A 22,262-nucleotide genomic window follows, 5' to 3' on the forward strand; every position below is an offset into this window, starting at 1 on the left:
CCCCGTCGCGCCGGGGCCGGGCACGCCGTCGTCGTCCGCCACCACGACGACGGCGCCCGCCGTCTGCGCCCGCGGCCTCACCCGCGCCTACGGGCGCGGTGACGCGCAGGTGCACGCCCTGCGCGGGGTGGACGTGGACTTCGCCTCGGGCGCGTTCACCGCGATCATGGGGCCCTCGGGCTCGGGCAAGTCGACGCTCATGCACTGCCTGGCCGGGCTGGACGCGCCGACCTCGGGCTCCGTGAGGATCGGCGGCACCGAGATCACCGGGCTGGACGACACCGCCCTGACCCGGCTGCGTCGCGACCGCGTGGGCTTCGTGTTCCAGGCCTTCAACCTCGTGCCCACGCTCACGGCCGAACAGAACATCGTGCTGCCGCTCGAGCTGGCCGGCCGCACCCCGGACCGCGCCTGGCTGGACGAGATCACCCGCACCCTGGGCCTCGCAGACCGGCTGGGCCACCGGCCGCACGAGCTCTCGGGCGGCCAGCAGCAGCGCGTCGCCGTGGCCCGCGCCCTGCTCACCCGACCGGACGTCGTGTTCGGGGATGAGCCCACCGGCAACCTGGACACCGCCACCTCCGCCGAGGTGCTCGGCCTGCTGCGCCGGTCCGCGCGGGAGATGGGCCAGACCGTCATCATGGTCACCCACGACCCCGTGGCGGCCTCCGCCGCCGACCGCGTCGTGCTGCTCGCGGACGGCCGGCTGGCCGGCGAGCTCGTGGACCCCACGGTCGAGTCCGTCACCGCGGCCCTGACCGCCCTGTCCGCCCCGGCCGAGGGCGGGGTGCGCTGACCATGTGGACCGTCGCCCTCTCCCAGCTGCGCACCCAGCCGCGCCGCTACGTCTCCCTGGTGCTGGCCATCCTGATCGGCACCCTGTTCCTCGCGGCCTCCTTCCTCGTCTCCTCGACGGCGCAGGCCACCCTGCGCGCCACGCTCGGCAGCACCTACGCCGGCGCCGACCTCGTGGTCCTGCCGGGCGGGTCCGAGGACGTCTCCGACCTCGCCGGCACCTCCGCCGAGCCCGGCCCGCTGGCCCGCCTGGACGGCGTCGAGGAGGCGTACGCCCTGCGGATGGCGTGGGCGGCGGCCCGCGCCGCGGACGCCGAGTTCGGCGCCGCGGTGATGCCCCTGCCCCGCGACCCGGCCCTGGCGGGCCTGACCGTGACCGCCGGCGCCCTGCCCGCCGCCGACGACGCCCGCGGCGTCACCCTCGACGCGCAGACCGCGGACCGGCACGGGGTGGCCGTGGGCGACGTCGTCGCGCTGGCGAGCGAGTCCGGGCCCGACTCGACCACCACGCCGGTCGACGCGGTGGTCACGGGCCTGACCCAGCCCTCCCCGGACCCGATGCTCTCCGGGCAGGCGCAGGTGTGGGCCTCGCCCGCGGCGCTGACCGCGGTGCAGGGCCAGGACGGGGAGGCCGGGTTCACCCCCCACCTGCTGCTGCGCCTGGCCGACGGGGCTGACGTCCCCGCCGTCGCCGAGGCCGCCCGCGCCGAGGCCGCCGCGGCCGGGGTGGACGTCGACGTCGCGGCCCCGGACGAGGCCGTGCGCTCGGTGGTGACGCAGCTGAGCGGCGGCACCGACCTGCTGGGCTGGGTGCTCGGCGGCTTCGCGGCGCTGGCCCTGCTGGTGACCGCGCTGGTCATTGCGAACACCTTCCAGGTGCTCGTGGCCCAGCGCACCCGTGACCTCGCGCTGCTGCGCACCATCGGCTCGACGACGGCCCAGGTGCGGGCGTCCGTGCTGACCGAGGCCGCCGTCGTGGGCGTGGTGGGCTCCGTGCTGGGCGCCGGGCTCGCCGTGGCGATCGTGGCCGGCGTGGCCGCGGCCGCCCGCGCGATGCTGGACCTGCCGTTCCTCACGTTCGGGCTGCACCCGGCAGGGCTCGCCGTCTCGGTGGCCGTGGGCGTGGCGGTGACGGTCGTGGCCGCGCTGGCCCCCGCGGTGGCCGCGACGCGCGTCGCCCCGCTCAAGGCCCTGCGGCCCAGGGACGAGGTGACCGCCGCATCGCGCGGCGGCCGGGTCCGCACGGCGATCGGACTGGCGCTGGCCGTCGGTGGCACCGCGCTCATGCTGGGGGGCGTGTCGGTCAGGGAGCCGGTCTCGGCGATCGGCGGCGGCGCGCTGTCCTTCGTGGGCGTGCTGCTGCTGGCGCGGCTGTTCGTGCCCGCCGCGGTGCGGGGGGCGGCGGTGCTGGCCCGTCCGGCCGGCGTCCCCGGTCGCCTGGCCGGGCTGAACGCGGTGCGCCACCGGTCCCGGACCGCCGCCACCGCCGCGGCCCTGCTCGTGGGCACCACCCTCGTGGCGCTGTTCCTCACCGGCGGGCGCACCGCCCAGGAGCAGACGGCCCTCGCCCTGGACACCGCCTACCCGGTGGACCTCGTGGTGCAGCTGCCCGCCGACGCGGACCCGGCCCGTGCGGCCGAGGCCGTCGCCGCGACGGCGGACGTGCAGGCGGTGGCCCTGGCCACCTCGGTGGGCGCCACGGAGGACGGGTCCCCCGTGCTGGCGACGCCGGCCGCGGACCTGCGCGCCGTCGTCGCGCGCCTGCCCGAGGGCGTGACCGGCCTCGGCGACCCCGGCACGGCGCTCGTGCCCGACTGGGTCGACACGGATCAGGTCCGCGGGCAGGTGGCGGGGGCCGAGCGGACGTTCGTCCCGGTGCGCGCGGGCTCGCTGAGCTCCGGCGTGTACGTGGCGGCCGAGCCGCTGCGCGAGGCCGGGTGGGACGGGGCCGCGGGCGCCGCCGTGCCGGGCCAGCTGCTCGTCGCGCTCGACCCCGGTGTCCCCGTCGACCGCCTGCAGGGCCTGAGCGAGGACGTGACCCGGGCCGCGGGCACCGGGGCGGCCGTGATCGACGGCGGGGCCGGCGAGCGCGCGCTCTACGCCCGGATCATCGACGCGATGCTCGGGATCGTGGTGGCGCTGCTGGCGGTGTCCGTGCTGATCGCGCTGATCGGGGTGGCGAACACGTTGAGCCTGTCCGTGATCGAACGGACGCGCGAGAACGCGCTGCTGCGGGCCCTCGGCCTGACGCGAGGCGGACTGCGCGGGACGATCGCGATCGAGGCCGTGCTGATCGCCGCCGTGGCCGCCGTGCTGGGCTGCGCCCTCGGGGTGTTCTACGGCTGGGCGGGGGCGCAGCTGGTCCTCGCCGACCTCTCCGCGACCGCGGGCGCCGGGACCGCGGTGCGCCCGGCCGTGCCGTGGCTCGAGCTCGTGCTGGTGGTGGCCGTGGCGGCGCTGGCCGGCCTGGCGGCGTCGCTGCTGCCCGCGCGTCGGGCGGCCCGGCTGAGCCCCGTGGCGGGCCTGGCCGCGGTGTGAGCGGGCCTGGCCGCGGTGTGAGCGGGCCTGGCCGCGGTGTGAGCGGGCCTGGCCGCGGTGTGAGCGGGCGGGCCGCGGTGTGAGCGGGCCGCGCCACGGCCCTCACTCGCGCGCTGCCCGGCGGCCGGCGTCGTCGTCGACCGTCCGGAATCGTCTGCAGAACTGACCCTTCTGGGGGTCCGATCCCGCCTCGGAGGGGTCAGTTCCGCAGACGATTCGCCGGGGCCGAGCCGGGGGCGCCCGCGGCCCTGCGGCCGTCGGAACGGCGGTAGGCCATCGCGAGCACGGCCCCGGAGAGGTTATGCCAGATCGAGAACACGGCGCCCGGCAGGGCCGCCGCCGGCGAGATGTACTGCGCGGCGAGGCCCGCGGCCAGGCCCGAGTTCTGCATGCCGACCTCGATCGAGACCGTGCGCGCCACGGGCGTGGGCAGCCGGAACAGCTTCGCCGCGCCGTAGCCGAGCAGGTAGCCGAGCCCGTTGTGCAGCACCACCGCTGCGAACACCAGCAGGCCCGCCGACAGCACGCGGGAGGCGCTGTTGCCGACGACGGCGGCCACCACCAGCGCGATGAACACCACCGAGACCCACGGCAGGGCGGGCAGCACGCGGTCGACGACGCGGCGCAGCAGCAGGCGCACGACGAGTCCGCCCAGGACCGGCAGGAGCACGATGTTCACGATGGACTTGGCCATGGCGCCGCCGTCGACGGCCATGTACTGGCCGGCCAGCCACAGGGTGAGCAGCGGCGTGAGTAGCGGAGCCAGGAGCGTGGACACGGAGGTCATGGCCACGGAGAGGGCTGTGTCGGCGCGGGCGAGATAGCTGACCACGTTCGAGGACGTGCCGCCCGGGGTCGAGCCCACGAGGATCACGCCCGCCGCGAGCTCGGGCGGCAGCTGGAGCACGACGGCGACGCCGAGCCCCAGCAGCGGCATGATCGCGTACTGCGCCACCACGCCCAGCAGCACGGGCAGCGGCCGGCGGGCGACGAGGCCGAAGTCCGGAAGGGTCAGCGTCAGGCCCATGCCGAACATGATGATCCCGAGGAACAGGTTCACCTGGGGCAGCAGCGTCTTCGCGGCGGTCGGGGCGAGGAAGCCCACGAGCGCGGCGGCGAGCACCAGCAGCGGGAAGACGGTGACGGCGATGCGCGCGGAGCGGTCTTCCGCGCGGCGGGCGTCGGTGGGGGCGGGATCCGGTGCGGTCATCCCGTCATGGTAAGAGCGGGGCCGCGGTGCGTCGTCGCGTGACGCGGCGCCGTCGTCGGCCTTCCGGAATCTTCTGCGCCCCTGACCCTTCTGGACGTCCGCTCCCGCCCCAGAAGGGTCAGTTCCGCAGACGATCCTCCGCGCCACCGGCGTCGAGACCGCCACGCTCCGCGATCGCGGCCCGCACCAGCCCCGCCGTCTCGACGAATCCCCGCCACCGGTCCGTCCCCGCCACCCGGATGTTGAGCCAGCCCTGACGCAGGAACACCGCGTCCCGGCGGGTGTCCTTGCCGACCTGCGCGGCGCCGTCGTGGGTCTTGCCCTCGTAGTGGATCGCGATCCGCCACCGCCGGTAGCCGAGGTCCGCGCTGGCGGGGTGCCACAGCGAGTAGTCCGGGTCCCAGAGCTCGATCTGCAGGTCCGGCTCGGGCAGCCCCGCGGCCATCAGCGCCAGGCGCAGTTCGGTCTCGGCCGGGGAGTCGGAACCGGTGCGCACGAGCGCGAGCGCCTCCCGCGCCCGCACGATCCCGGCCTCGCCGGTGTGCCGCTCGAGCGCGGCGCCGAGCTCCCGGCGGGTGGCCAGCGCGACCTTCCCCCGCCGTTCGTCCTCCCGTGCCAGCCGATCTCCGACCGCCACGAGCGCGTCTCGGTCCAGGACGGTGGCCAGGTGGAACCAGGTGTCGGCGTGCGAGGTCCATCGCAGCCCGTGCAGCCGGTCCCTCCGCACGAGGACGCGGTCTAGGTCCACGAGCCGGGTGCGCACGCCGGGCTCCCGCAGCACCCGGCGGGTGCGGGACCGCAGGACGGTAGGACGCACCCGGGCCTTCACGTCGTCCGGGAGGGGCCAGCCCAGCAGCCGGGCCACGGACTCTCCGGTCACCACGACGTCGGGACGCATCGCCGCCAGGTCCTGCAGCCGGGACAGCTCGGTGGCGAGGGGACGCGCGGGCGGCGTCGCCCCGGTGACGGGGCCGATCCAGCGGTAGTGGCCGTGCGCGACGCGTTCGACGTCCCGGCTGCGCAGCCGCGACCCGGACACCCCGGCGGCCAGCGCCTGCGCCCGCGTGAACGGGGCGTCCTGGAGGTGGGCGGGGAAGGGTCCGGGCACGCGCATGGCCCCGATCCTGCTCGCTCCCGACGTCGGCGGGCCCGGTTGTCCACAGGCCCTGCGGAGGCGTCGGGCCGACGTCGTCGTGGACGTCCTGCCGCGCGCTGGGAATCCGTTGCACATCTGACCCTTCTGGGCCGCCGCGCAGCGCTCGGAAGGGTCGGATCCGCAGAAGATTCCGGGATCACCCGCTCAGCCCGTACTCCTTCAGCATCTTCCGGGCCTCCTGGGTGCCGGCCCTCTGCAGCTCGAGCAGCTGCGCGTAGATCCCGCCGGACTCGGCCAGCTCGGCCGGGGTCCCGATCTCCTGCACCTGCCCGCCGCGCAGCGTGACGATCCGGTCCACGGACGCGATCGTGCTCAGCCGGTGCGCCACGATCAGGCTCGACCGCCCCACCATCAGCTCCTCGAGGGCCGCCTGCACGAGCCGTTCGGACTTCGTGTCCAGCGCGGAGGTGGCCTCGTCCAGCACGAGGATCGGCGCGTCCTTCAGCACGGCCCGCGCCACCGCGATCCGCTGCTTCTGCCCGCCGGACAGCCGCAGCCCGCGCTCGCCGATCACCTGCTCGTAGCCGTCGTCGAACGCCTCCACGAACCGGTGCGCGTACGCGGCCTCGGCGGCGGCCCGGACGCGCTCGTCGGAGGCGTCGGGGTCCGCGTAGGCGATGTTCTCGCGCACCGTCCCGGAGAACAGGCTCGGCTCCTGGAACACGGTGGCGATCCGCCCGCGCAGCACGGCCAGGTCCAGCCCGGCGACGTCCTGTCCGAACACCTCGATGCGTCCGCTCGTCACCGGGTACAGCCCCAGCAGCAGGTGCGCGATGGTCGACTTCCCGCCGCCCGACTCGCCCACGAGCGCCACCCTGGCACCCCGCGGGATGTCGAAGGACACGCGGTCCAGCACGGGGCGGGAGGCGTCGGCGTCGTAGGCGAAGGAGACCTCGTCGAAGCGCACGGCCGGCACGTCCGCGGGGACGTCCGGCGCACCCGGCACGACGTCGGCCCGCGGCTCCGCCGGCACGCGCGGTGCGTCCGCACCCGCCGACTCCGCACTCGCGCTCGCCGCCGCGAGCGCCGCCCCGCCGGCCCGCTCGCGCTCCTCGGCGAGCACCTCGAAGTAGTCCTTCGACCCGGCGACGGCGCGCTGGGCGGAGTCCACGAGGAAGCTCATGGAGAAGATCGGCTGCCGGGCCATGTTCATCAGCTGCAGGAGGATCACCATGTCGCCCACGGAGAACAGGCCCTGCGCGGTGCGGACGAACACGATCAGGTACATCGCGCCGAAGGCCACGTTCAGGGCGAGCCGGCGCCCGGCGTCCATGCCGTGCCAGAACCGGGACTGCTGCCGGGTGATCTCCACGGTCCGCAGGAACCGGTCGCGGAACCCGGTGAGCTCGTGGTCCTGCCGGTTGTAGGCCCGCACCACGGACATCTGGGAGACCACCTCGGCGAACCGCCCCGAGGCGACGTCCACCTCCGTGTTCTTCTCCCCCTCCCACACCTGCCACTTCGCGGACGTCCGCGCGGTGAGCCACATGTACACGGGGAAGACGACGGCCAGCAGGATCGCCAGCGGCCACCAGTAGAACGCCGTGATCACGAGCATCGCGGCGGTGGTGACGAGCATGGTGAACGCGTTGTTCGCGAAGAACTGCAGAAACTGGGTGATCTCGTTGATGGTGCGGTTCAACCGGTTGACGACCCGCCCGGTGATCGCGGTGTCGAAGTACCGCTGGGGCAGGTGCAGCAGCTGCTCGAAGTACCGCGTGGAGAGAATGGTGCGCATGCGCGCGGCCATCACGTCGCCCCAGTAGCCGCCCACGCTCACCACCAGGGTGGTCGCCACCTCGACGGCGAGGAACGCGACCGCCAGCCAGGTCACCGCGGTGACGGCCTCGGCCACGTCGGTCTCCCCCGCGACGGCGGCGACGATCCGGTCCGTGGCCGCACCGATCAGGAACGGGGTGGCCAGGGCCAGCACCGCGGCCAGCACGGAGCTGACGGCGATGCCGAGGTAGAGGCGGTGGAGCTGGGGCGCGAAGCGCAGGATGCGGAGCAGCGACGTCACCGGGCCAGGCTAGTGGCCGGTGCGGACATCAGCGCGGGCCGGTCGGCCCGCCTGGAGGTCAGAACGGGGGCGCTGCCGCGACGGCGGCCAGCACGGGGTGCAGCAGCGGGGCCACGCCGTGCCCGCCCGGTGCGGCCGGGGCGGCGGGGTCCATCCAGTGCAGCTCGACGATCTCGTCCGTCGGCTCGGGGACCTCGTGCCGGGCGACGGGCCGCCACAGCGCGAACACCTCCGAGTGCAGGGCGGCGCCGGGCTCGTTGGCGGCGGCGGTGTCCCACGCGCCGAGGCGGGTCAGCTCGTCCGGGCGCAGGCGCAGCCCGGTCTCCTCGGCCACCTCGCGGACGGCGGTGTCCACGGGGGCCTCGCCGGGCACGTGCTTGCCGCCGGGGAACATGAACATGGCGGTGCCGGCCTTGCGGACGGTCAGCACGCGGCGGTCCGGGCGGGCCAGCACGACGGCGGAGACGCGGATGACCTCCCCGGCCGCGACGGTCGGCGTGCGGGAGGAGTCGGAGGGGGAAGGACTCATGCCCCCATCATCCTCCCCGGGCGGCTCAGAGGAGCGTGAGCCCCACCTTCACGGCGATTCCCAGCATGAGCACGCCCACCACGGCGTCCACGATCCGCCACGTCCGCGCCGAGTCCATGGACGGGGCGAGCTTCGTGCCGCCCCAGCCGAGCGCGGTGAACCACACGAGCGAGGCCGCCACCGCGCCGCCCACGTACGTCCACTTCGCCGCCCCGAACGTCTGCGCGAAGGTGCCCATCATCACCACCGTGTCGAGGATGGCGTGCGGGTTCACCAGGGAGACGGACAGCGCCAGCAGGATGATCCGCGGCAGCGGCGTCTGCGGGCGGTCCAGCGCCACGCGGCGCGGCTGCACGCGCTGCCGCGCCGCCACCGACCCGCCGCCCGAGGGAGCGCCCACGCCGGGCGCGCCGTCGTCGTGCTGCCCGACGCCGGCCCCGGCCGGCTCGCGCTCGGCCAGGCGGCCGGTCGCCGGGTCGATCAGGGGCAGCTCGCCGGTGAGGACCGCGAGGTCGATGCGGTCGGGCCCGTGCCCGGTCCCCGCGGCGTCCGCGGCCGCGGTCGTGAGGGTCCGGTCCCCGCGCCAGGCGGAGCGCAGCGCGCCCACGGCGAACGCGAGGAGGTAGACCACGCCGGCCACGGTCAGCGCGGGCACGAGCCACGGCCAGCGTTCGGCCACCACGCCCACGCCGCCGGCGCCGAGCACGAGCAGCGCCACATCGGCCACGAAGCACACGGTCAGGACGGTCCACACGCGGTCGCGTCGGACGATCTGGCGCAGCAGGAACAGGGTCTGCGCGCCGATGGCGACGATGAGGGCGAGGTAGGTCAGGAATCCGGTGGCGAAGATGGTCACCGAGCGAGGATAGGAGTCGCCCCACGTCCGTGCCATCGCGATTTTCTTCAGGATCTGAAGACATCCTTCATGGCCACCCCTACCCTGGACCGCATGAACTCCGACCACCTGCGCGCCCTCGTCGCGGCCGTCGACCACGGCACCTTCGACGCCGCCGCGGACTCCCTGCGGATCTCCGGCTCGGCCTTCTCGCAGCGGATCAAGGCCCTGGAGCGGCAGGTGGGCCAGGTGCTCCTGGCCCGCACCGTCCCCGTCCGGCCGACCGCGGCCGGAGAGCGCATGCTCCGTCTCGCCCGGCAGACCCTCGTGCTCGAGGACGAGACGCTCGCCGCGCTCGGCCGGGGCGACGGCGGCCGCGTGCCGCTGCGCGTGGCCCTCAACGCGGACTCCCTCGACACGTGGTGGGAGCCCGTGCTGCGCGAGGCGGCGACGTGGGACGACGTCGTCCTGCAGATGCAGTCCGAGGACCAGGAGCACACCGCCGTCCTGCTGCGGGACGGCGCGGTCGTGGCCGCCGTGACGGACGACCCCACGCCCGTGGCCGGGTGCACCTCCACCCCGCTGGGCACGATGCGCTATCACGCGGTGTGCGCGTCCTTCCTGCTGGAGCTGCACCGCGACGCGCGGGGCCGGGTCGACTTCGGCACGCTGCCGATCGTGGACTACGGCCCCCGCGACGGCCTGCAGCACACGGTGCTGCGCCGCGTCACCCGCGGCCGGCCCGTGGCCGACCCGCCGACCCACCTGGTGCCGTCCGTGCACGCGTATCTGCGGGCAGTGGAGCTCGGGCTGGGGTGGGGCATGCTCCCCTCGGTGCAGATCCCGCCGGGCGTGCTCGAGGGCCGGCACCCCGATCTCGAGCCGATCCCGGCCCTCGGCGCGGCCGACGTGCACCTGCACTGGCAGCGCTGGACGGCCGGGACCGCGGCCCTGGACCGCCTCACGGACGCGGTGCTGCGCGCCGCGCCCTCGGCGGGGGACACCGCGGACTGACGGGCGCATTCGAGACCCGCCCCGGACGCGCCGCGACCCCCGCCGGAGGGGCGGGGGTCGCGGTCACGGGCCGCTCGGGGCGGCCGGGGTCGGGTCAGCGGGCGTCGCCGGTGCCCGGGCGGCGGGTGTCCGCGCCCTCGGCGCGCACGTCGCCGGCGCGGTCGTCCACGCGGTGCACGTCATGGTCGCGGTGCGCGCCGCCCACGTGGTGGTCGCGGCGCACGGGCTCGGCGTGCACCTCACGCTTGCGGCGGCCGGCCAGGCCCGCCAGGCCCAGCAGGCCGGCCAGGCCCCACAGGCCCCAGTTGCCGTTGTCGTCCTTCTCCTCCTCCTGGGGGGCGGGCGACTCGGAGGCCGGTGCCGTCGTGGCGGCCTCGGTGGCCGGGGCCGTGGTCTGCGCGACGGCGGCGGGGGCACCGAGGCCGGTGACGACGGCGGCGGCGAGGGTCAGGGCAGTGGCGGTTCGGCGGATGTCAGTCATGATCGTGCTCCTCTCACCGGCGGCCTGCGCCGACCGGCGTCGGGGTGGATCGGCCGGAAGTCCCGGACGACCCTGTCGGTCATACACAGGCACCGTACGCATAGGGGGGTGGGGATACGTCAACGGTTGCCGTCCCGGGGTCAGGGCCGGCCGGCCCGGGCGGAGCCGCAGCAGGAGCCCGCAGCCCCCGGCCCGGCGCGCCCCGGGGTGCAGGGCACGACGACGTCGAAACGCGTCCACCCGCCCTCGGACGCCACGGTCACGTCCCCGCCGTGGCTGCGCGCGATCGAGCGCACGATGGCCAGACCCAGACCCGTGGACGGCTCCGTGCCCGGGGGGCCCGTCCGGCCCTTCCCGGGGCCGCGGACGAAGCGGTGGAAGAGGGTGGCGTGTCGGTCGGCCGGGATGCCGCCGCCGTCGTCGTGGACGCTGACGAGCATGAAGCCGGGCCGGGGCTGGTCCTGCCGCACGGAGGCCGTGACGGTGGTCCCGACGGGGGTGTGCTTGGCCGCGTTGGAGAGCAGGTTGCCGACCACGCGGGCCAGCTGCGACCGGTCACCGGTGACGGACCGCTGGGTGCCCGGCTCCACCCCCTCGGGCAGGTCCACCACCCACGTGTGGTCCGGCCACGCCGCGCGGGCGTCCATCACCCCCTCGAGGACCACCTCGGACAGATCCACCCGTTCGGCCAGCGCCACCTCCTCGGAGGGCTCCAGGCCCATGGCCCGGCCGCGCGAGACGGACTCGAGCCGTTCGAGCAGGAGCATGTCGTCCACGAGGGCGGCCATCCGGTCGGCCTGGAACAGCACCCGGTCGAGCGACCGCCGGCCGGCCGCGGAGAGCTCCTCCGTCATCGCGATCATCTCGGCGTAGCCGCGCACCGAGGCGAGCGGCGTGCGCAGCTCGTGGGAGGCGTCCGCCATGAACCGGCGCATCTGCTGCTCCTGCACGCGGCGCTGCTCCAGGGCCGCCTCGACCGAGCCGGTGAACCGTTCGAGCGCCTGGGCGACGACGGCCACCTCGTCCGGCCCCTGCAGGAGCCGAGGCGGCATGCGTGAGTCCTCCGGATCGAGCCCGGCGCGGGCCATGTCCACCTGGGCGACCCGCTCGGCGACGGCGGCGACCTCGCGCAGCGGGGCCAGTCCCCGACGCAGCCACAGGGTCACCAGGATCGCGGTGGTGAGGACGGTGACGGACAGTCCGACGGCGACCGCGAGCAGCGCCTGCCGTGTGACGTCGGACATGGCGCCCGTCGGCGCCCCCACCACGAGCACCTGGTCCGCGGCCACCCAGGGGCCCGGCGCGGTCAGGGTCTGGGCCTGGACGCGATAGGAGACGTCGCCGACGACGGCGTCCAGCATCGGCCCGCCCGGCCGGTCCCGGAGGGCGTGCAGAAGGTCGTGGGCCTCCCGCGCCGTGAGCGGCACGGACTCCCCGGCGTCACCGACCCGGTGCCCGATGAGGGCGTCCTGCTGATGCTCCTCCAGACCGGAGAGCGGGACGAGCGCGACCACCGTGCCCTCGGGCTGGCCGAGGGTGCCCGGCACGCGGAGGTCCCCCTGCCCCGGGCCGCCGTCGCCCCCTCCGCCCGGCGAGGGGGCCGTCAGCTGCTCCGAGGCGCGGATCCATGCTTCGGAGGCGTCCCGGGAGGCGGATTCGGTCAGCAGGGCCTTCGTGATGCCGGCCGCGTAGAACGAGTAGGCCAGGATGGTGGCCATCAGGATCAGAAGGACGCCGGCGCCGATGCGTCGGGCCAGCGACGTGGGCCGCCTGCGGCGGGTGCTGCCGTGCCCCGACGGGACCGCGGCGGTCTCAGGCAGGCCGGATGACATACCCGGCGCCGCGGATGGTGTGGATCATGGGATCCCGGTCCGCGTCGATCTTCTTCCGCAGGTAGGAGATGTACAGCTCGACGATGTTCGCGCGGCCGCCGAAGTCGTAGCCCCAGACGTCCTGCAGGATGCGCTCCTTGGAGAGCACCGTGCGGACGTTGGCCATGAGGAACTTCAGCAGGTTGTACTGCGTGGCCGTCAGCTCGATCTCGTCGCCGCCGCGGGTCACCTCGTGGGTGCGGGTGTTCATCACCAGGTCGCCGACCACGAGCACCTCGGAGCCGCCCGAGACCACGCCGGAGCGCTGCACGAGCCGGTGCGCGCGGATGAGCACCTCCTCCATGGAGAAGGGCTTGGTCACGTAGTCGTCGCTGCCGGCGGCCAGGCCCGCCACGCGGTCCTCGGTCGCGTCCTTGGCGGTGAGGAACATGGCGGGCATCTCCGACCAGTGGGCGCGCAGGCGATCCAGGACGTCCAGGCCGTCCATGTCCGGCAGCATGACGTCCAGGATCGCCAGGTCCGGACGGCCGGCGGTGCCCAGCTCGGCGGCGGTCGCGCCGTCGTGGGCCACGATCACCTCCCAGCCGCAGAGGGTGAAGCCCATGGAGAGCAGGTCGGCGATCATCGGCTCGTCGTCCACGACGAGCACCCGCACCGGCGCGCCGTCCGGGTGCGAGAGCTCGGGCAGGACCTTCTTCAGCTCCGCCATGGATGACGGGCCGGTGGTGCTCTGGATGGGGCTCACAAGGTTCCTCTACGTTCAAGAGACGGTTCACGGTGCCCACGCGGACGTCGCGGGCTGCGGGGGACGAGCGCCTCGCGACGGAGGGGCGACGCCGTTCCGGGGGATGGCGGACGGGCGGCGACCGGAGGCCGGGGGGTGCGCGGATCCCCCCTCGACGGAGCCCCATGCTACGCGGATCAGCCGGGTCGGCCCAGAGTCTTCTCGGATTGCGGACATCAGCGTGACTCGTCACAGCCCTGACGCATCCGGCGGCGCCACCGGGGCCGCCCTGTGCTGACGCCGCGCCGCGTGGCCCGCGTCAGTCGACCGGCTTCATGGCCCAGTGCGTGGCCAGGGTGCCGAACATGTGGGTCTCGTGCCCGATGTTCACGAAGCCGGCCTCGGCGAAGAGGTCCGCGACCTCGTCCGGCGTGTGGAACGCCTTCGTCGAGGAGGACAGGTACGCGTAGGCCTCCGGCCGGTCGGCGATCAGCTTCGCCAGCTGTGGCATCACCCGGTGGATGTAGAAGGAGGAGAAGGGCTTGAGCACGTTGTCCGGCGCCGGCGACGTCTCGAGGGCCGCGACCCAGCCGCCCGGGCGCAGCACACGGAACTGCTCGGCGAGGGTCGCCGGGATGTCCGCGACGTTGCGCAGCAGGTAGCCGTGGGTCACGGCGTCGAACGAGCCGGCCTCGAACGGCAGGTCCGTGGCGTCCGCGACGACCCACTCGATGCGGTCCCCGCCCGCGCGGGCACGGCCGACCTCCATCATCTCGGCGGCGATGTCGGCGCCCACCACCTGCGCGTCGGGGTGCTGCTTGAGCACCTCGAACGCGAGGTCCCCGGTGCCGGTGGCCAGGTCGAGCACGCGGGCCTGCGCGGGGATGTTGGCCCGCGCCACCGTGCGGCGCACCAGGCGCGGCTCCTGACCCCATGTCATGACGGCGTTCATCAGGTCGTAGCGGCCGGCGATGGCGTCGAACATCGCGGAGACCCGGTCGTGGTGGTCGGCGGCGCCGCGCTGCGCGTCGCCGCGCGGGGCGGGGAGGGGGTTCTGGCTCACCAGGCCACCGTATCCCGCCCACCTCCCCCGACGACGCCCCTCACCGGGATTGCACAGGGGAGTTAGGTTGCCCTAATCTTCCAGAGTTACCTCACGTCGGTGTTTGCTAATACCGGCCCGGCAGGGCCGACGCATCCTCCGACCGCAGACCCGACCCCCTCCGCCCGGCGCCCGCGCGTCGCGACCGTGAAAGGCCACCACCATGGCACCGTCCCCCCTGTCCCGCCGCTCCCTCCTCGCCAGCGGGGGAGTCGGGCTCACCCTCCTGCTCGCCGCGTGCTCCACCGGCCCGGCCGGAGGCTCGGCCTCGTCCTCGTCGGCCGGTGCGTCGTCGTCAGACGCCGCGGGCGGGGACGCCGCGTTCCCGCGCAGCATCGAGCACGTCTACGGCACCACCGAGATCCCGCAGCGCCCGGCCCGCGTGGCCACCGTGTCCTGGGTGAACCAGGACGTGGCCCTCGCCCTCGGGGTGGTGCCGGTGGGCGTGGCCGCCGTGGAGTTCGGCGGGAACGCGGAGAAGTCCACCGACTGGTTCGACGCGAAGCTCGCCGAGACCGAGGGCGCCCAGAAGCCCGTGCAGTGGTCCGAGGCCTCCGGCATCGACGCCGAGGCGATCGCCGCCGTGAAGCCGGACGTCATCCTCGCCGTCTACTCCGGCATCACGCAGGAGGACTACGACCGCCTCTCGAAGATCGCCCCCACAGTGGCCTACCCGAAGGACGTCCCCGCCTACGGCACCTCGTGGCAGCAGTCCACGGAGGTCATCGGCCGCGTGCTCGGCAAGGAGCAGGAGGCGGAGGAGCTCATCGCGGACCTCGAGCAGCAGATCAAGGACGCCGGCGAGAAGCACGCGGGCCTCCAGGGCGCGTCCTTCGTCTACGGCACCATCGACCCCGCCGCCGCGGACCAGATCAGCATCTACACGGACGTGGACAACCGCCCGAAGTTCCTCGAGCTGCTCGGCATGGAGCAGGCGCCGGTGGTGACGGAGAACTCCCCGGAGGACCAGGCGTTCTTCTTCACGTGGTCGCCCGAGCGCGCGGACGAGCTGGAGTCGGACGTGTTCGTCTCCTGGGCCGCCCAGGACTCGGTCCGCGAGGCCATCGAGTCCGACCCCCTGCTGGGCTCGATCCCGGCCGTGAAGGCCGGCGCCCTCGTCCTGCAGACGGACGAGCAGGAGGTCCTCTCCGTCTCCGCGATCTCCCCGCTGTCCATCCCGTTCGCGCTCGAGAAGGTCGTCCCGCCGATCGCCGAGGCCGCGAAGACCGCGCAGGGCTGATCCCTCCCCATGCCGTCCACGGCCCTGGCCTCCCCGGCCCGCGTCCGCGCGGGCGTGCTGATGGGCGCCCTGCCCGCGGCGCTGCTGCTGGCGGCGCTCGTGGCCGGCGTCGCCCTCGGCGCGCGCACCGTGCCGGCGACGACGGCGCTCGACACCCTGGGCGCGGTCCTCACCGGGCACCCCGTGCCGGAGGGCATCGAGGCGGCGGCCGTGGCCTCCCGCGTGCCCCGCGTGGTGACGGGGGCGCTGGTGGGGGCGGCGCTGGCCGTGGCCGGCGCCGCCCTGCAGGGGGCCACCCGCAACCCGCTCGGCGACCCGGGGCTGCTCGGGCTCTCCGCCGGCGCGGGGCTGGCCGTGGCGGCGGGCATGGCGCTCGGCGTCGCCGGCTCCACGTTCGGGGTGCTGGCGCTGGCCGCCGTCGGGACGCTGGTCGCGGCGGCGCTCGGCTACGCGGTGGCGGCGGCCGCCACGCGGAGGGGCCGGACGACACCCGGCGCCCCCTCCCCCATGGCGCTCGTGCTGGCCGGCGCCGCGATCACCGCCGGCGCCACCGCCGGCACCACGGCGCTGCTCGTGCTCTCCCCCACGGTCCAGGACCGACTGCGCTTCTGGGCCGTGGGCACGGTGGCCCGCGCCGACCTCGGCGAGGCGCTCGCCCTGGCGCCCGTGATCGCCGTCGGGCTGCTCGCCGCCGTCGCCGTGGCCCCCGGGCTCGACGCCCTCGCCCTCGGCGACGACCTCGCGCACGGTCTGGGCGGGCGCCCGGAGCGGGTGCGCGCGGTGCTGCTGGGCGCGGTCGTGCTGCTCACGGCCGCGGCGGTGGCGCTGGCCGGGCCGGTCGGGTTCGTGGGGCTGCTCGTGCCCCACGCGCTGCGCCGTCTGCGGCCGCCGAGCACGCGAGCCCTGATGGCCGGCTGCGCCCTGTGGGGCGCCGTCCTCGTGATCCTCGCGGACCTCGCCGGGCGGCTCGTCGTGGCGCCCGGGGAGATCCACCTCGGGGTGACCACCGTCCTGCTCGGCGTGCCCGTGCTGCTGGCGCTGCTGCGCCGCCCGGGGGTGGCCGCATGAACCTCCAGCACACCGCCCCGGACGACGTCGTCGCCCGCCTGCGCCGCTCCGACCGGCGCCGCCTCGGACGGGCCTGCGCGGGCCTCGCCGTGGCCGTGCTGGTCCTCGCCCTGCTGCGCGTGGTGTGGGGCACGTACCAGGTGACCGTCCCGGACCTCGTGCGGATCCTGGGCGGGGAGACGATCCCGGGAGCGAGCTTCATCGTGCTGGAGGAGAAGCTGCCCCGCGCCGTGGCCGCAGTGCTCACCGGCGCCGCCCTGGGCGCGGCCGGCGCGCTCTACCGGCGCACGCTGCGCAACCCCCTGGCCTCGCCGGACATCCTGGGCGTCACCCAGGGCGCCGCGGCGGCGGTCGTGCTGGGGATGCTGGCGACCGCCGGGCAGACCGGCGGAGGATCGGACCTGATGCGCGCCGCCACGGCACTGATCGGCGGCCTTGTGGCGGTGGCCGCCGTGTTCGCCACGGCCCGCTCCGTGGGGGGCGAACGGTTCGTGGTGGCCGGCATCGCGGTGGCGGCGGCGGGCCAGGCCGTGGTGGCCGGGGCGATGCTCTCGCTGGCCCAGCACGACCTGCAGTCGGCCACCGTCTGGATCGCCGGCTCGCTCAACGGCGTCACGTGGGGCCGCATTGCGCTGCTCGCGGGCGTGCTCGCGGCCGCCCTGCCGCTGGCGGGGGCGCTCCACACGCAGCTGGCCCCGGCCGACGTCGGCCCGGACCTCGCACACGCCCTCGGCGCCCGAGCGCGCCCCACCTCGGCCGCGGCGCTGGGGCTCGGCGCAGTGCTGGCCGCCGTGGCGACCGCCGTCGTGGGGCCGCTGGCGTTCGTCGCGCTGCTGGCCACCCCGGTGGCGCGCGGGCTCACCCGCGGCCTGCCCTCCCTGCCCGCGGCGGCGCTCACGGGCGCCGCGCTCGTGCTGCTCGCGGACCTCGTGGCCGGCGAGGCCGTCCCCCTGCTCACCGGCGCCGCCCTGCCCACCGGTGTGCTCACCGGCGCCGCCGGCGCCCCGCTCATGCTCTGGCTGCTGCTGCGCCAGGGCCGGACCCCAGGAGGCGTGCGCCCCGCATGACCGCTCCCCCGCTCACCGTCCCGTCCCCCGCCGCACCGCGCGCCGGGGCCGCCGACGACGTCGCGATCCGCCTGCGCGGCCTGACGCTCGGCTACGGCCCGGCCTCGGCACCGCCGATCGTCGAGGACCTCGACCTGGACGTGCCCGCCGGGCGCGTCACCGCGATCATCGGCGCCAACGGCTGCGGCAAGTCCACGCTGCTGCGCGGCCTGACCCGCCAGCTCGCCCCGCGCGCCGGGAGCATCGAGGTGCTCGGCCGGGACGCCGCCCGCGTGTCCGCGCGCGACTACGCCCGCACCGTGGCGCTGCTGCCCCAGCATCCCGTGGCGCCCGAGGGCATGACGGTGGCGCAGCTCGTGGCGCGCGGCCGTCACCCGCACCGCGGGCTCCTGGGCGGCCGGGCCGCCGGCGACGACGCCGCGATCGCCTCGGCGCTCGAGCGCACCGACCTCGTGGAGCTCGCCGACCGCGAGGCCGGCACGCTCTCCGGCGGGCAGCGGCAGCGGGCGTGGCTCGCCCTCGTGCTCGCCCAGCAGACCCCGGTGGTGCTCCTCGACGAGCCCACGAGCTACCTCGACCTCAGCCATCAGGTGGAGGTGCTGGACCTGGTGCGCGCGCTCCCGGACCCGCGCGGCGGGGGCCGGGCGACCGTCGTCGCGGTGCTGCACGAGCTGAACCTGGCGGCGCGCAGCGCGGACCACATCGTGGCGATGGCCGCGGGCCGGGTGGTGGCGCAGGGCACGCCGGGCGAGGTGATCGTGCCGGAGGTGCTGGCCGAGGTGTTCGGCCTGGACGCGGACGTGGTGGCCGACCCGCTGCTGGGCCACCCCGTGGTGCTGCCGCGCGGGGACGGGGACCGCCGATGAGCGCCGACGGCATGATCGTGGCGCACACGCGCGTGGTGTCCGTGGAGCAGCCGTGCCGCGGATTGCGGCGGATCGTGCTGGCGGGGCCGGACCTGGAGGCCGCCAGCGGGGACCTGCTGGGACTGCTGCCGCCCGGCGTCGCCGACCTGCACGCCCTGTACCGGGGCGCGCGGCCGCGCCGGGACGCCTACGTGAAGCTGCTGATCCCCCCACCGGGCGGGACATCGGCGGACCCGGACCTGTCCGCCGGGTTCCGGGCCGGGTTCCTGGCCATCCCCGAGGAGGAGCGCGGCTGGATGCGCACGTACACGGTGCGCTCGGCCGGGCTCGTGCGGCTCGACGGGCGGCAGGTGCCCTCGCTGACCGTGGACGTGGTGCTGCACGGCGACCCGGACGACCCCGCCGACCCGCATCAGGGGCCGGGCCTGCGCTGGGCGCGCGCCGTCCAGGCGGGGGACGCGGTGAACGTGCTGGTGCCCTCGGCGGAGGCGCCGGCGTGGTCCGGCTGGCGGCAGACGGGGGCGCACCGTGTGCTGGCCGTGGGCGACGAGACCGCCGTCCCCGCCCTGGTGTCCGTGGCGGAGGAGCTCGCGGACCCGTTCGGCGGGTTCGACGGCGAGGCGGACCTCGTGCTCGAGCTGCCCCACGACGGGCAGGCCGCCGACCTCATCGCCGAGCGCCTGGCCGTCCCCGAGCCGTGGGACTGGCGGGCCGTGACGGAGCTGACGGACCGGGGCCGCGTGCGCCTGCACGTGGGCCGCCGGGCGCCGGGGGCGCCGTCGGGGTCCTGGGCGCACGCCCGCCTCGCCGCCCTGCTGGGCGTGGACCCCGACGACGCCGGCGGGCCGGTCGCGCCGCCCGCGGCCTCCGTCGAGCGCGAGTGGACCGTCGCCGCCCTCGAGGCCGACGAACGGCCCGAGGCCTACGTGTTCCTCGCCGGGGAGTCCGCGATGGTGCGCGCCCTGCGCCGGCTCAGCGTGGGCCCCGGCGGCGTGCCGAAGAAGCACGTCTCCTTCATGGGCTACTGGCGGCAGGGCCAGGCGGAGAGCTGAGGAGTGGGGTGGTGGAGCGCCGCTCCACCCTCGCACCGGCGTCGGGCTCTCCCTACTGTGGAAGTCCAGCACCCGATCGAACCGAAGGAGAGATCCCCATGACCCGCACCGTGATCATCGGCGGCCACGGCAAGGTGGCCCTCCTCGCCGCACCCCTGCTGGCGGAGGCCGGCCACGACGTCGTCTCGATCATCCGCAACCCCGACCACGCCGAGGACGTCCGCGCCGCCGGCGCCGAACCGCTCGTCCTGGACATCGAGAAGGCGGACCAGGAGGAGCTGCTCCACGCGCTGCGCGACGCGGACAACGTCGTGTTCTCCGCGGGCGCGGGCGGCGGGGACGCCCAGCGCACCCGGGCCGTGGACCACGACGCCGCCGTCGCCAGCATGCGCGCCGCCGAGGCCGCGGGCGTGCGGCGCTACGTGATGGTGTCCTACCTCGGCGCGTCCCTGCACCACGACGTGCCCGAGGACGACCCCTTCTACGCCTACGCGCAGGCCAAGGCCGAGGCGGACGAGGCGCTGCGGGACTCCGGGCTGGCCTGGACCATCCTCGGTCCCGGCACCCTGACCGATGAGGAGCCGTCCGGCCGCATCACCGTGGACCCGGATCTCTCCGACTCCGATGCCCCGCAGCGTGGGGCCAGCCGCGGCAACGTCGCCCGAGCGATCGTGGCCGTGCTCAACGAACCGGGCACGGTGGGCCGGAAGATCGACTTCGTGGACGGCGACGTGCCCGTGGCCGAGGCCGTCCGCGGCGACTGACGCGCCGTCAGCGCCGGGGACCGCCCCTCAGGCCAGGCCGAGGCGGCGGTCCACGGTGCCGAGCACACCCATGAGCCCGGTGAAGCCGGCCAGGATCCCGGCGAGTACGACGCCCACGCTGCGTCGGCCGAGCCGCGGCACGTCGAGGAACGGGTACGGGTACCAGTCGATGCGGGGCCCGCGCGCCATGGTCGCCGCCGCCCACATCAGCGGGATGACCGAGGCCAGCCCGGCGCGCCGCGGCGTGATCTGCCCGCGGGGGTCGAACAGCGCCCACACCGCCGGGGCGAGCACGGGGTTGACGATGTGCTGCAGCGCGTCGTTGAACCGGTAGAGGAAGGTGTCCTGTTCGCGGCCGCGCAGCACCGCGTTGTAGACGATCCCCGTGACCATCACCGAGCCGAGGCCGGCGGTGCGCACGGCCCAGAACGCGTCCGACGTGGGCGCCTCACGACGCGCGGCCAGCGTCAGCGACGTGCCCGCGACCAGCGCGTTGGACAGCCACGTGAAGTACGCCGGCTGGTTGAGGGCGTGGGACCAGCCCGCGGGGAAACCGCCCTGATAGCCGACGCCCGGGATCACCATGGAGTCCTTGGACATGCCGATGGGGAACGAGGTCAGGCACCCGATCAGCGGCAGTGCCCCCGAGACGTGCCACGCCAGGCGGCTCCGACGGTCCACCGGCGGCACGGGACGCGGCTGCAGGCCGACGTCGTCGATCCGGTCCACCCGCGTGAGGTTGAGCACCACGGTGCGGATGGGCCCGTCGTTCTCGTCTTGGGCGGCCACGGCGGCGGCCTCGTACACCGCCCCGCCGCCGGTCGCGGCCGCGAGCGCCGCGCTGTCCGCCGCGGCCTCCTGCCACCGCGGGTAGACGGCGGCGTCCCAGCCGGTGCCGGGCTTCTCCGCACCGGTGCGCAGGTCCGTGAGCGCGTCCAGCACCGCCTCGGCGCCGCCGAACCGGATCACGCCCTGCAGGTGCAGGAACACGCGGTCACCCTCGCGTTCCACGAAGCGCACGGCGGTTCCGCCCAGGCTGTCGCCGTCCATGAGGTGCAGCCGGAAGTCCTCGGAGAGGCGGCGGCACGCCAGCACGCCGCGCGCCGAGTTGCCCACCTCGTCCAGGCGCGGCGAGAACACGCCGATCCCCACGCGGCCCGGCAGCGCGCCGAGCACACCGCCGGCCACCCCGGACTTGGCCGGGATCCCGACGTCGGCGAGCCACTGCCCGGCGGCGTCGTACATGCCGGAGGAGGTCATCACGGACACCACGCGCCGCGCCACGATGGACGGCAGCACGCGCTCACCCGTCATCGGATGGATGCCCCCGGTGGCCAGACACGCGCCCATCACGGCGAGGTCCTTGGCGGTGACGAGCACGGCGCACTGCGCCACGTACCCGGCCACGATCTCCTCGGCCGAGTCCTGCAGCACCCCGTAGCTGCGGAGCATGTGCCCCAGGGAGAGGTTGCGGTCCGAGACCGCCATCTCGGACTCGTACGTCTCCCGGTCCACCGCGAGCCGACGCCCGGCGAGCAGGGACATGATCTCCACGGCCCGGTCCAGCCGCTCCTTCCGGCTCGCCTCCGGCCCCACCAGCAGCTGGTGCACCGCGAGCGCGCCCGCGTTGATCATGGCGTTGTCCGGGCGGTGCGACTCCGCCTCGAGGGAGAGCTCGTTGAAGGCCTCGCCCGAGGGGTTCAGCCCCACCTGTCGGTCCACGGCGGCGAAGCCCCGGTCCACGAGCGCGGCCGCGTACGTGAACGGCTTGGACGCGGACTGGATGGTGAACTCCACGTCCGCGTCCCCCGCGGAGTGCAGCCGCCCGGTGGGGGTGGCCAGCGCGATGCCGAGGCGGTCCGGGTCCGCCTCCGCGAGCACGGGGATGTACTGGGCCGTCTCTCCCGGGTTCACGGCGCCGAGCTCGGTGATCAGGCTCGCCAGGTAGTCGGGGATCGGGTGTCTCATC

The 22,262-nt window shown here is 75.3% G+C and carries 19 protein-coding genes; 9 read left to right on the forward strand and 10 right to left on the reverse strand.

Annotation, left to right across the window (positions count from 1 at the left end; genetic code table 11):
- A partial coding sequence (locus tag QL983_RS02375) for an ABC transporter ATP-binding protein (RefSeq protein WP_290151160.1) occupies nt 1-796 on the forward strand: 796 nt, incomplete at its 5' end.
- A gap of 2 nt (nt 797-798) precedes the next feature.
- Entirely contained in the window at nt 799-3,333 is a 2,535-nt protein-coding gene (locus QL983_RS02380; RefSeq protein WP_036314478.1) for an ABC transporter permease, read from the forward strand.
- Nucleotides 3,334-3,532: 199 nt separating this feature from the next.
- On the opposite strand, the gene QL983_RS02385 is transcribed toward QL983_RS02380, so the two are convergent.
- From QL983_RS02385 to QL983_RS02405, 5 genes are all read right to left on the reverse strand, one after another.
- Nucleotides 3,533-4,543 carry a bile acid:sodium symporter family protein gene (locus tag QL983_RS02385; protein ID WP_036314479.1) on the reverse strand — a complete coding sequence of 337 codons (1,011 nt, stop codon included), beginning with the start codon at nt 4,541-4,543 and terminating at the stop codon, nt 3,533-3,535.
- Between the two features lie 118 nt (nt 4,544-4,661).
- Nucleotides 4,662-5,657, reverse strand: coding sequence for a hypothetical protein (locus QL983_RS02390; protein ID WP_036314481.1), 996 nt, complete (start codon nt 5,655-5,657; stop codon nt 4,662-4,664).
- Nucleotides 5,658-5,835: 178 nt separating this feature from the next.
- Complete coding sequence (locus QL983_RS02395) at nt 5,836-7,719, reverse strand: ABC transporter ATP-binding protein (protein ID WP_036314483.1); 1,884 nt, start codon at nt 7,717-7,719, stop codon at nt 5,836-5,838.
- 58 nt (nt 7,720-7,777) lie between these two features.
- Nucleotides 7,778-8,248, reverse strand: coding sequence for an NUDIX domain-containing protein (locus QL983_RS02400; protein WP_036314485.1), 471 nt, complete (start codon nt 8,246-8,248; stop codon nt 7,778-7,780).
- Between the two features lie 25 nt (nt 8,249-8,273).
- Nucleotides 8,274-9,104, reverse strand: coding sequence for a LysE family transporter (locus tag QL983_RS02405; RefSeq protein ID WP_223247484.1), 831 nt, complete (start codon nt 9,102-9,104; stop codon nt 8,274-8,276).
- Between the two features lie 69 nt (nt 9,105-9,173).
- On the opposite strand from QL983_RS02405, the gene QL983_RS02410 reads away from it, so the two are divergent.
- Entirely contained in the window at nt 9,174-10,097 is a 924-nt protein-coding gene (locus QL983_RS02410) for an ArgP/LysG family DNA-binding transcriptional regulator (RefSeq protein WP_080695864.1), read from the forward strand.
- A gap of 94 nt (nt 10,098-10,191) precedes the next feature.
- On the opposite strand, the gene QL983_RS02415 is transcribed toward QL983_RS02410, so the two are convergent.
- From QL983_RS02415 to QL983_RS02430, 4 genes are all read right to left on the reverse strand, one after another.
- Nucleotides 10,192-10,578, reverse strand: a complete 387-nt coding sequence (locus tag QL983_RS02415; protein ID WP_036314487.1) for a WGxxGxxG family protein — start codon at nt 10,576-10,578, stop codon at nt 10,192-10,194.
- Nucleotides 10,579-10,718: 140 nt separating this feature from the next.
- Nucleotides 10,719-12,296, reverse strand: coding sequence for a HAMP domain-containing sensor histidine kinase (locus tag QL983_RS02420; RefSeq protein WP_223247485.1), 1,578 nt, complete (start codon nt 12,294-12,296; stop codon nt 10,719-10,721).
- Nucleotides 12,297-12,390: 94 nt separating this feature from the next.
- Nucleotides 12,391-13,119 carry a response regulator transcription factor gene (locus QL983_RS02425; RefSeq protein WP_036314541.1) on the reverse strand — a complete coding sequence of 243 codons (729 nt, stop codon included), beginning with the start codon at nt 13,117-13,119 and terminating at the stop codon, nt 12,391-12,393.
- 334 nt (nt 13,120-13,453) lie between these two features.
- Nucleotides 13,454-14,197 carry a ubiquinone/menaquinone biosynthesis methyltransferase gene (locus tag QL983_RS02430; RefSeq protein WP_036314489.1) on the reverse strand — a complete coding sequence of 248 codons (744 nt, stop codon included), beginning with the start codon at nt 14,195-14,197 and terminating at the stop codon, nt 13,454-13,456.
- Nucleotides 14,198-14,399: 202 nt separating this feature from the next.
- Here QL983_RS02430 and QL983_RS02435 point away from each other — a divergent pair, with 202 nt between their 5' ends.
- The 6 genes from QL983_RS02435 to QL983_RS02460 all read left to right on the forward strand — a co-directional run bounded on the left by QL983_RS02435 (nt 14,400) and on the right by QL983_RS02460 (nt 20,293).
- Entirely contained in the window at nt 14,400-15,476 is a 1,077-nt protein-coding gene (locus QL983_RS02435; protein ID WP_036314491.1) for an ABC transporter substrate-binding protein, read from the forward strand.
- A gap of 9 nt (nt 15,477-15,485) precedes the next feature.
- A complete protein-coding gene (locus QL983_RS02440) occupies nt 15,486-16,544 on the forward strand; it encodes an iron chelate uptake ABC transporter family permease subunit (RefSeq protein WP_036314493.1) in 1,059 nt (352 codons plus the stop codon).
- Nucleotides 16,541-17,611 carry an iron chelate uptake ABC transporter family permease subunit gene (locus QL983_RS02445; RefSeq protein WP_036314495.1) on the forward strand — a complete coding sequence of 357 codons (1,071 nt, stop codon included), beginning with the start codon at nt 16,541-16,543 and terminating at the stop codon, nt 17,609-17,611. The genes QL983_RS02440 and QL983_RS02445 overlap by 4 nt, the downstream gene beginning before the upstream one ends.
- Nucleotides 17,608-18,477, forward strand: coding sequence for an ABC transporter ATP-binding protein (locus QL983_RS02450; protein WP_036314497.1), 870 nt, complete (start codon nt 17,608-17,610; stop codon nt 18,475-18,477). The genes QL983_RS02445 and QL983_RS02450 overlap by 4 nt, the downstream gene beginning before the upstream one ends.
- Nucleotides 18,474-19,529, forward strand: a complete 1,056-nt coding sequence (locus QL983_RS02455; RefSeq protein WP_036314499.1) for a siderophore-interacting protein — start codon at nt 18,474-18,476, stop codon at nt 19,527-19,529. The genes QL983_RS02450 and QL983_RS02455 overlap by 4 nt, the downstream gene beginning before the upstream one ends.
- A 98-nt stretch (nt 19,530-19,627) precedes the next feature.
- Nucleotides 19,628-20,293: an SDR family oxidoreductase gene (locus QL983_RS02460; protein WP_036314501.1), complete on the forward strand. Its 666-nt coding sequence runs from the start codon at nt 19,628-19,630 to the stop codon at nt 20,291-20,293.
- A 27-nt stretch (nt 20,294-20,320) separates the two neighbouring features.
- Here QL983_RS02460 and glsA read toward each other — a convergent pair whose 3' ends face one another.
- Entirely contained in the window at nt 20,321-22,261 is a 1,941-nt protein-coding gene (gene glsA, locus QL983_RS02465) for a glutaminase A (protein WP_290151161.1), read from the reverse strand.
- Nucleotide 22,262 lies beyond the last annotated feature (1 nt).

The sequence above is a fragment of the Micrococcus sp. APC 4021 genome, from assembly GCF_030407635.1.
In the GTDB taxonomy this organism is placed as follows: Bacteria; Actinomycetota; Actinomycetes; order Actinomycetales; family Micrococcaceae; genus Micrococcus; species Micrococcus luteus.

Excerpts from the sequence above, each read along its gene's own strand:
- QL983_RS02420 (WP_223247485.1), bottom strand. The coding sequence starts at position 12,296 with ATGGCCACCATCCTGGCCTACTCGTTCTACGCGGCCGGCATCACGAAG.
- QL983_RS02435 (WP_036314491.1), top strand. The coding sequence starts at position 14,400 with ATGGCACCGTCCCCCCTGTCCCGCCGCTCCCTCCTCGCCAGCGGGGGA.
- QL983_RS02380 (WP_036314478.1), top strand. The coding sequence starts at position 799 with ATGTGGACCGTCGCCCTCTCCCAGCTGCGCACCCAGCCGCGCCGCTAC.
- QL983_RS02445 (WP_036314495.1), top strand. The coding sequence starts at position 16,541 with ATGAACCTCCAGCACACCGCCCCGGACGACGTCGTCGCCCGCCTGCGC.
- QL983_RS02415 (WP_036314487.1), bottom strand. The coding sequence starts at position 10,578 with ATGACTGACATCCGCCGAACCGCCACTGCCCTGACCCTCGCCGCCGCC.
- QL983_RS02460 (WP_036314501.1), top strand. The coding sequence starts at position 19,628 with ATGACCCGCACCGTGATCATCGGCGGCCACGGCAAGGTGGCCCTCCTC.
- QL983_RS02390 (WP_036314481.1), bottom strand. The coding sequence starts at position 5,657 with ATGCGCGTGCCCGGACCCTTCCCCGCCCACCTCCAGGACGCCCCGTTC.
- QL983_RS02410 (WP_080695864.1), top strand. The coding sequence starts at position 9,174 with ATGGCCACCCCTACCCTGGACCGCATGAACTCCGACCACCTGCGCGCC.
- QL983_RS02440 (WP_036314493.1), top strand. The coding sequence starts at position 15,486 with ATGCCGTCCACGGCCCTGGCCTCCCCGGCCCGCGTCCGCGCGGGCGTG.
- glsA (WP_290151161.1), bottom strand. The coding sequence starts at position 22,261 with ATGAGACACCCGATCCCCGACTACCTGGCGAGCCTGATCACCGAGCTC.
- QL983_RS02450 (WP_036314497.1), top strand. The coding sequence starts at position 17,608 with ATGACCGCTCCCCCGCTCACCGTCCCGTCCCCCGCCGCACCGCGCGCC.
- QL983_RS02425 (WP_036314541.1), bottom strand. The coding sequence starts at position 13,119 with ATGGCGGAGCTGAAGAAGGTCCTGCCCGAGCTCTCGCACCCGGACGGC.
- QL983_RS02385 (WP_036314479.1), bottom strand. The coding sequence starts at position 4,543 with ATGACCGCACCGGATCCCGCCCCCACCGACGCCCGCCGCGCGGAAGAC.
- QL983_RS02455 (WP_036314499.1), top strand. The coding sequence starts at position 18,474 with ATGAGCGCCGACGGCATGATCGTGGCGCACACGCGCGTGGTGTCCGTG.
- QL983_RS02400 (WP_036314485.1), bottom strand. The coding sequence starts at position 8,248 with ATGAGTCCTTCCCCCTCCGACTCCTCCCGCACGCCGACCGTCGCGGCC.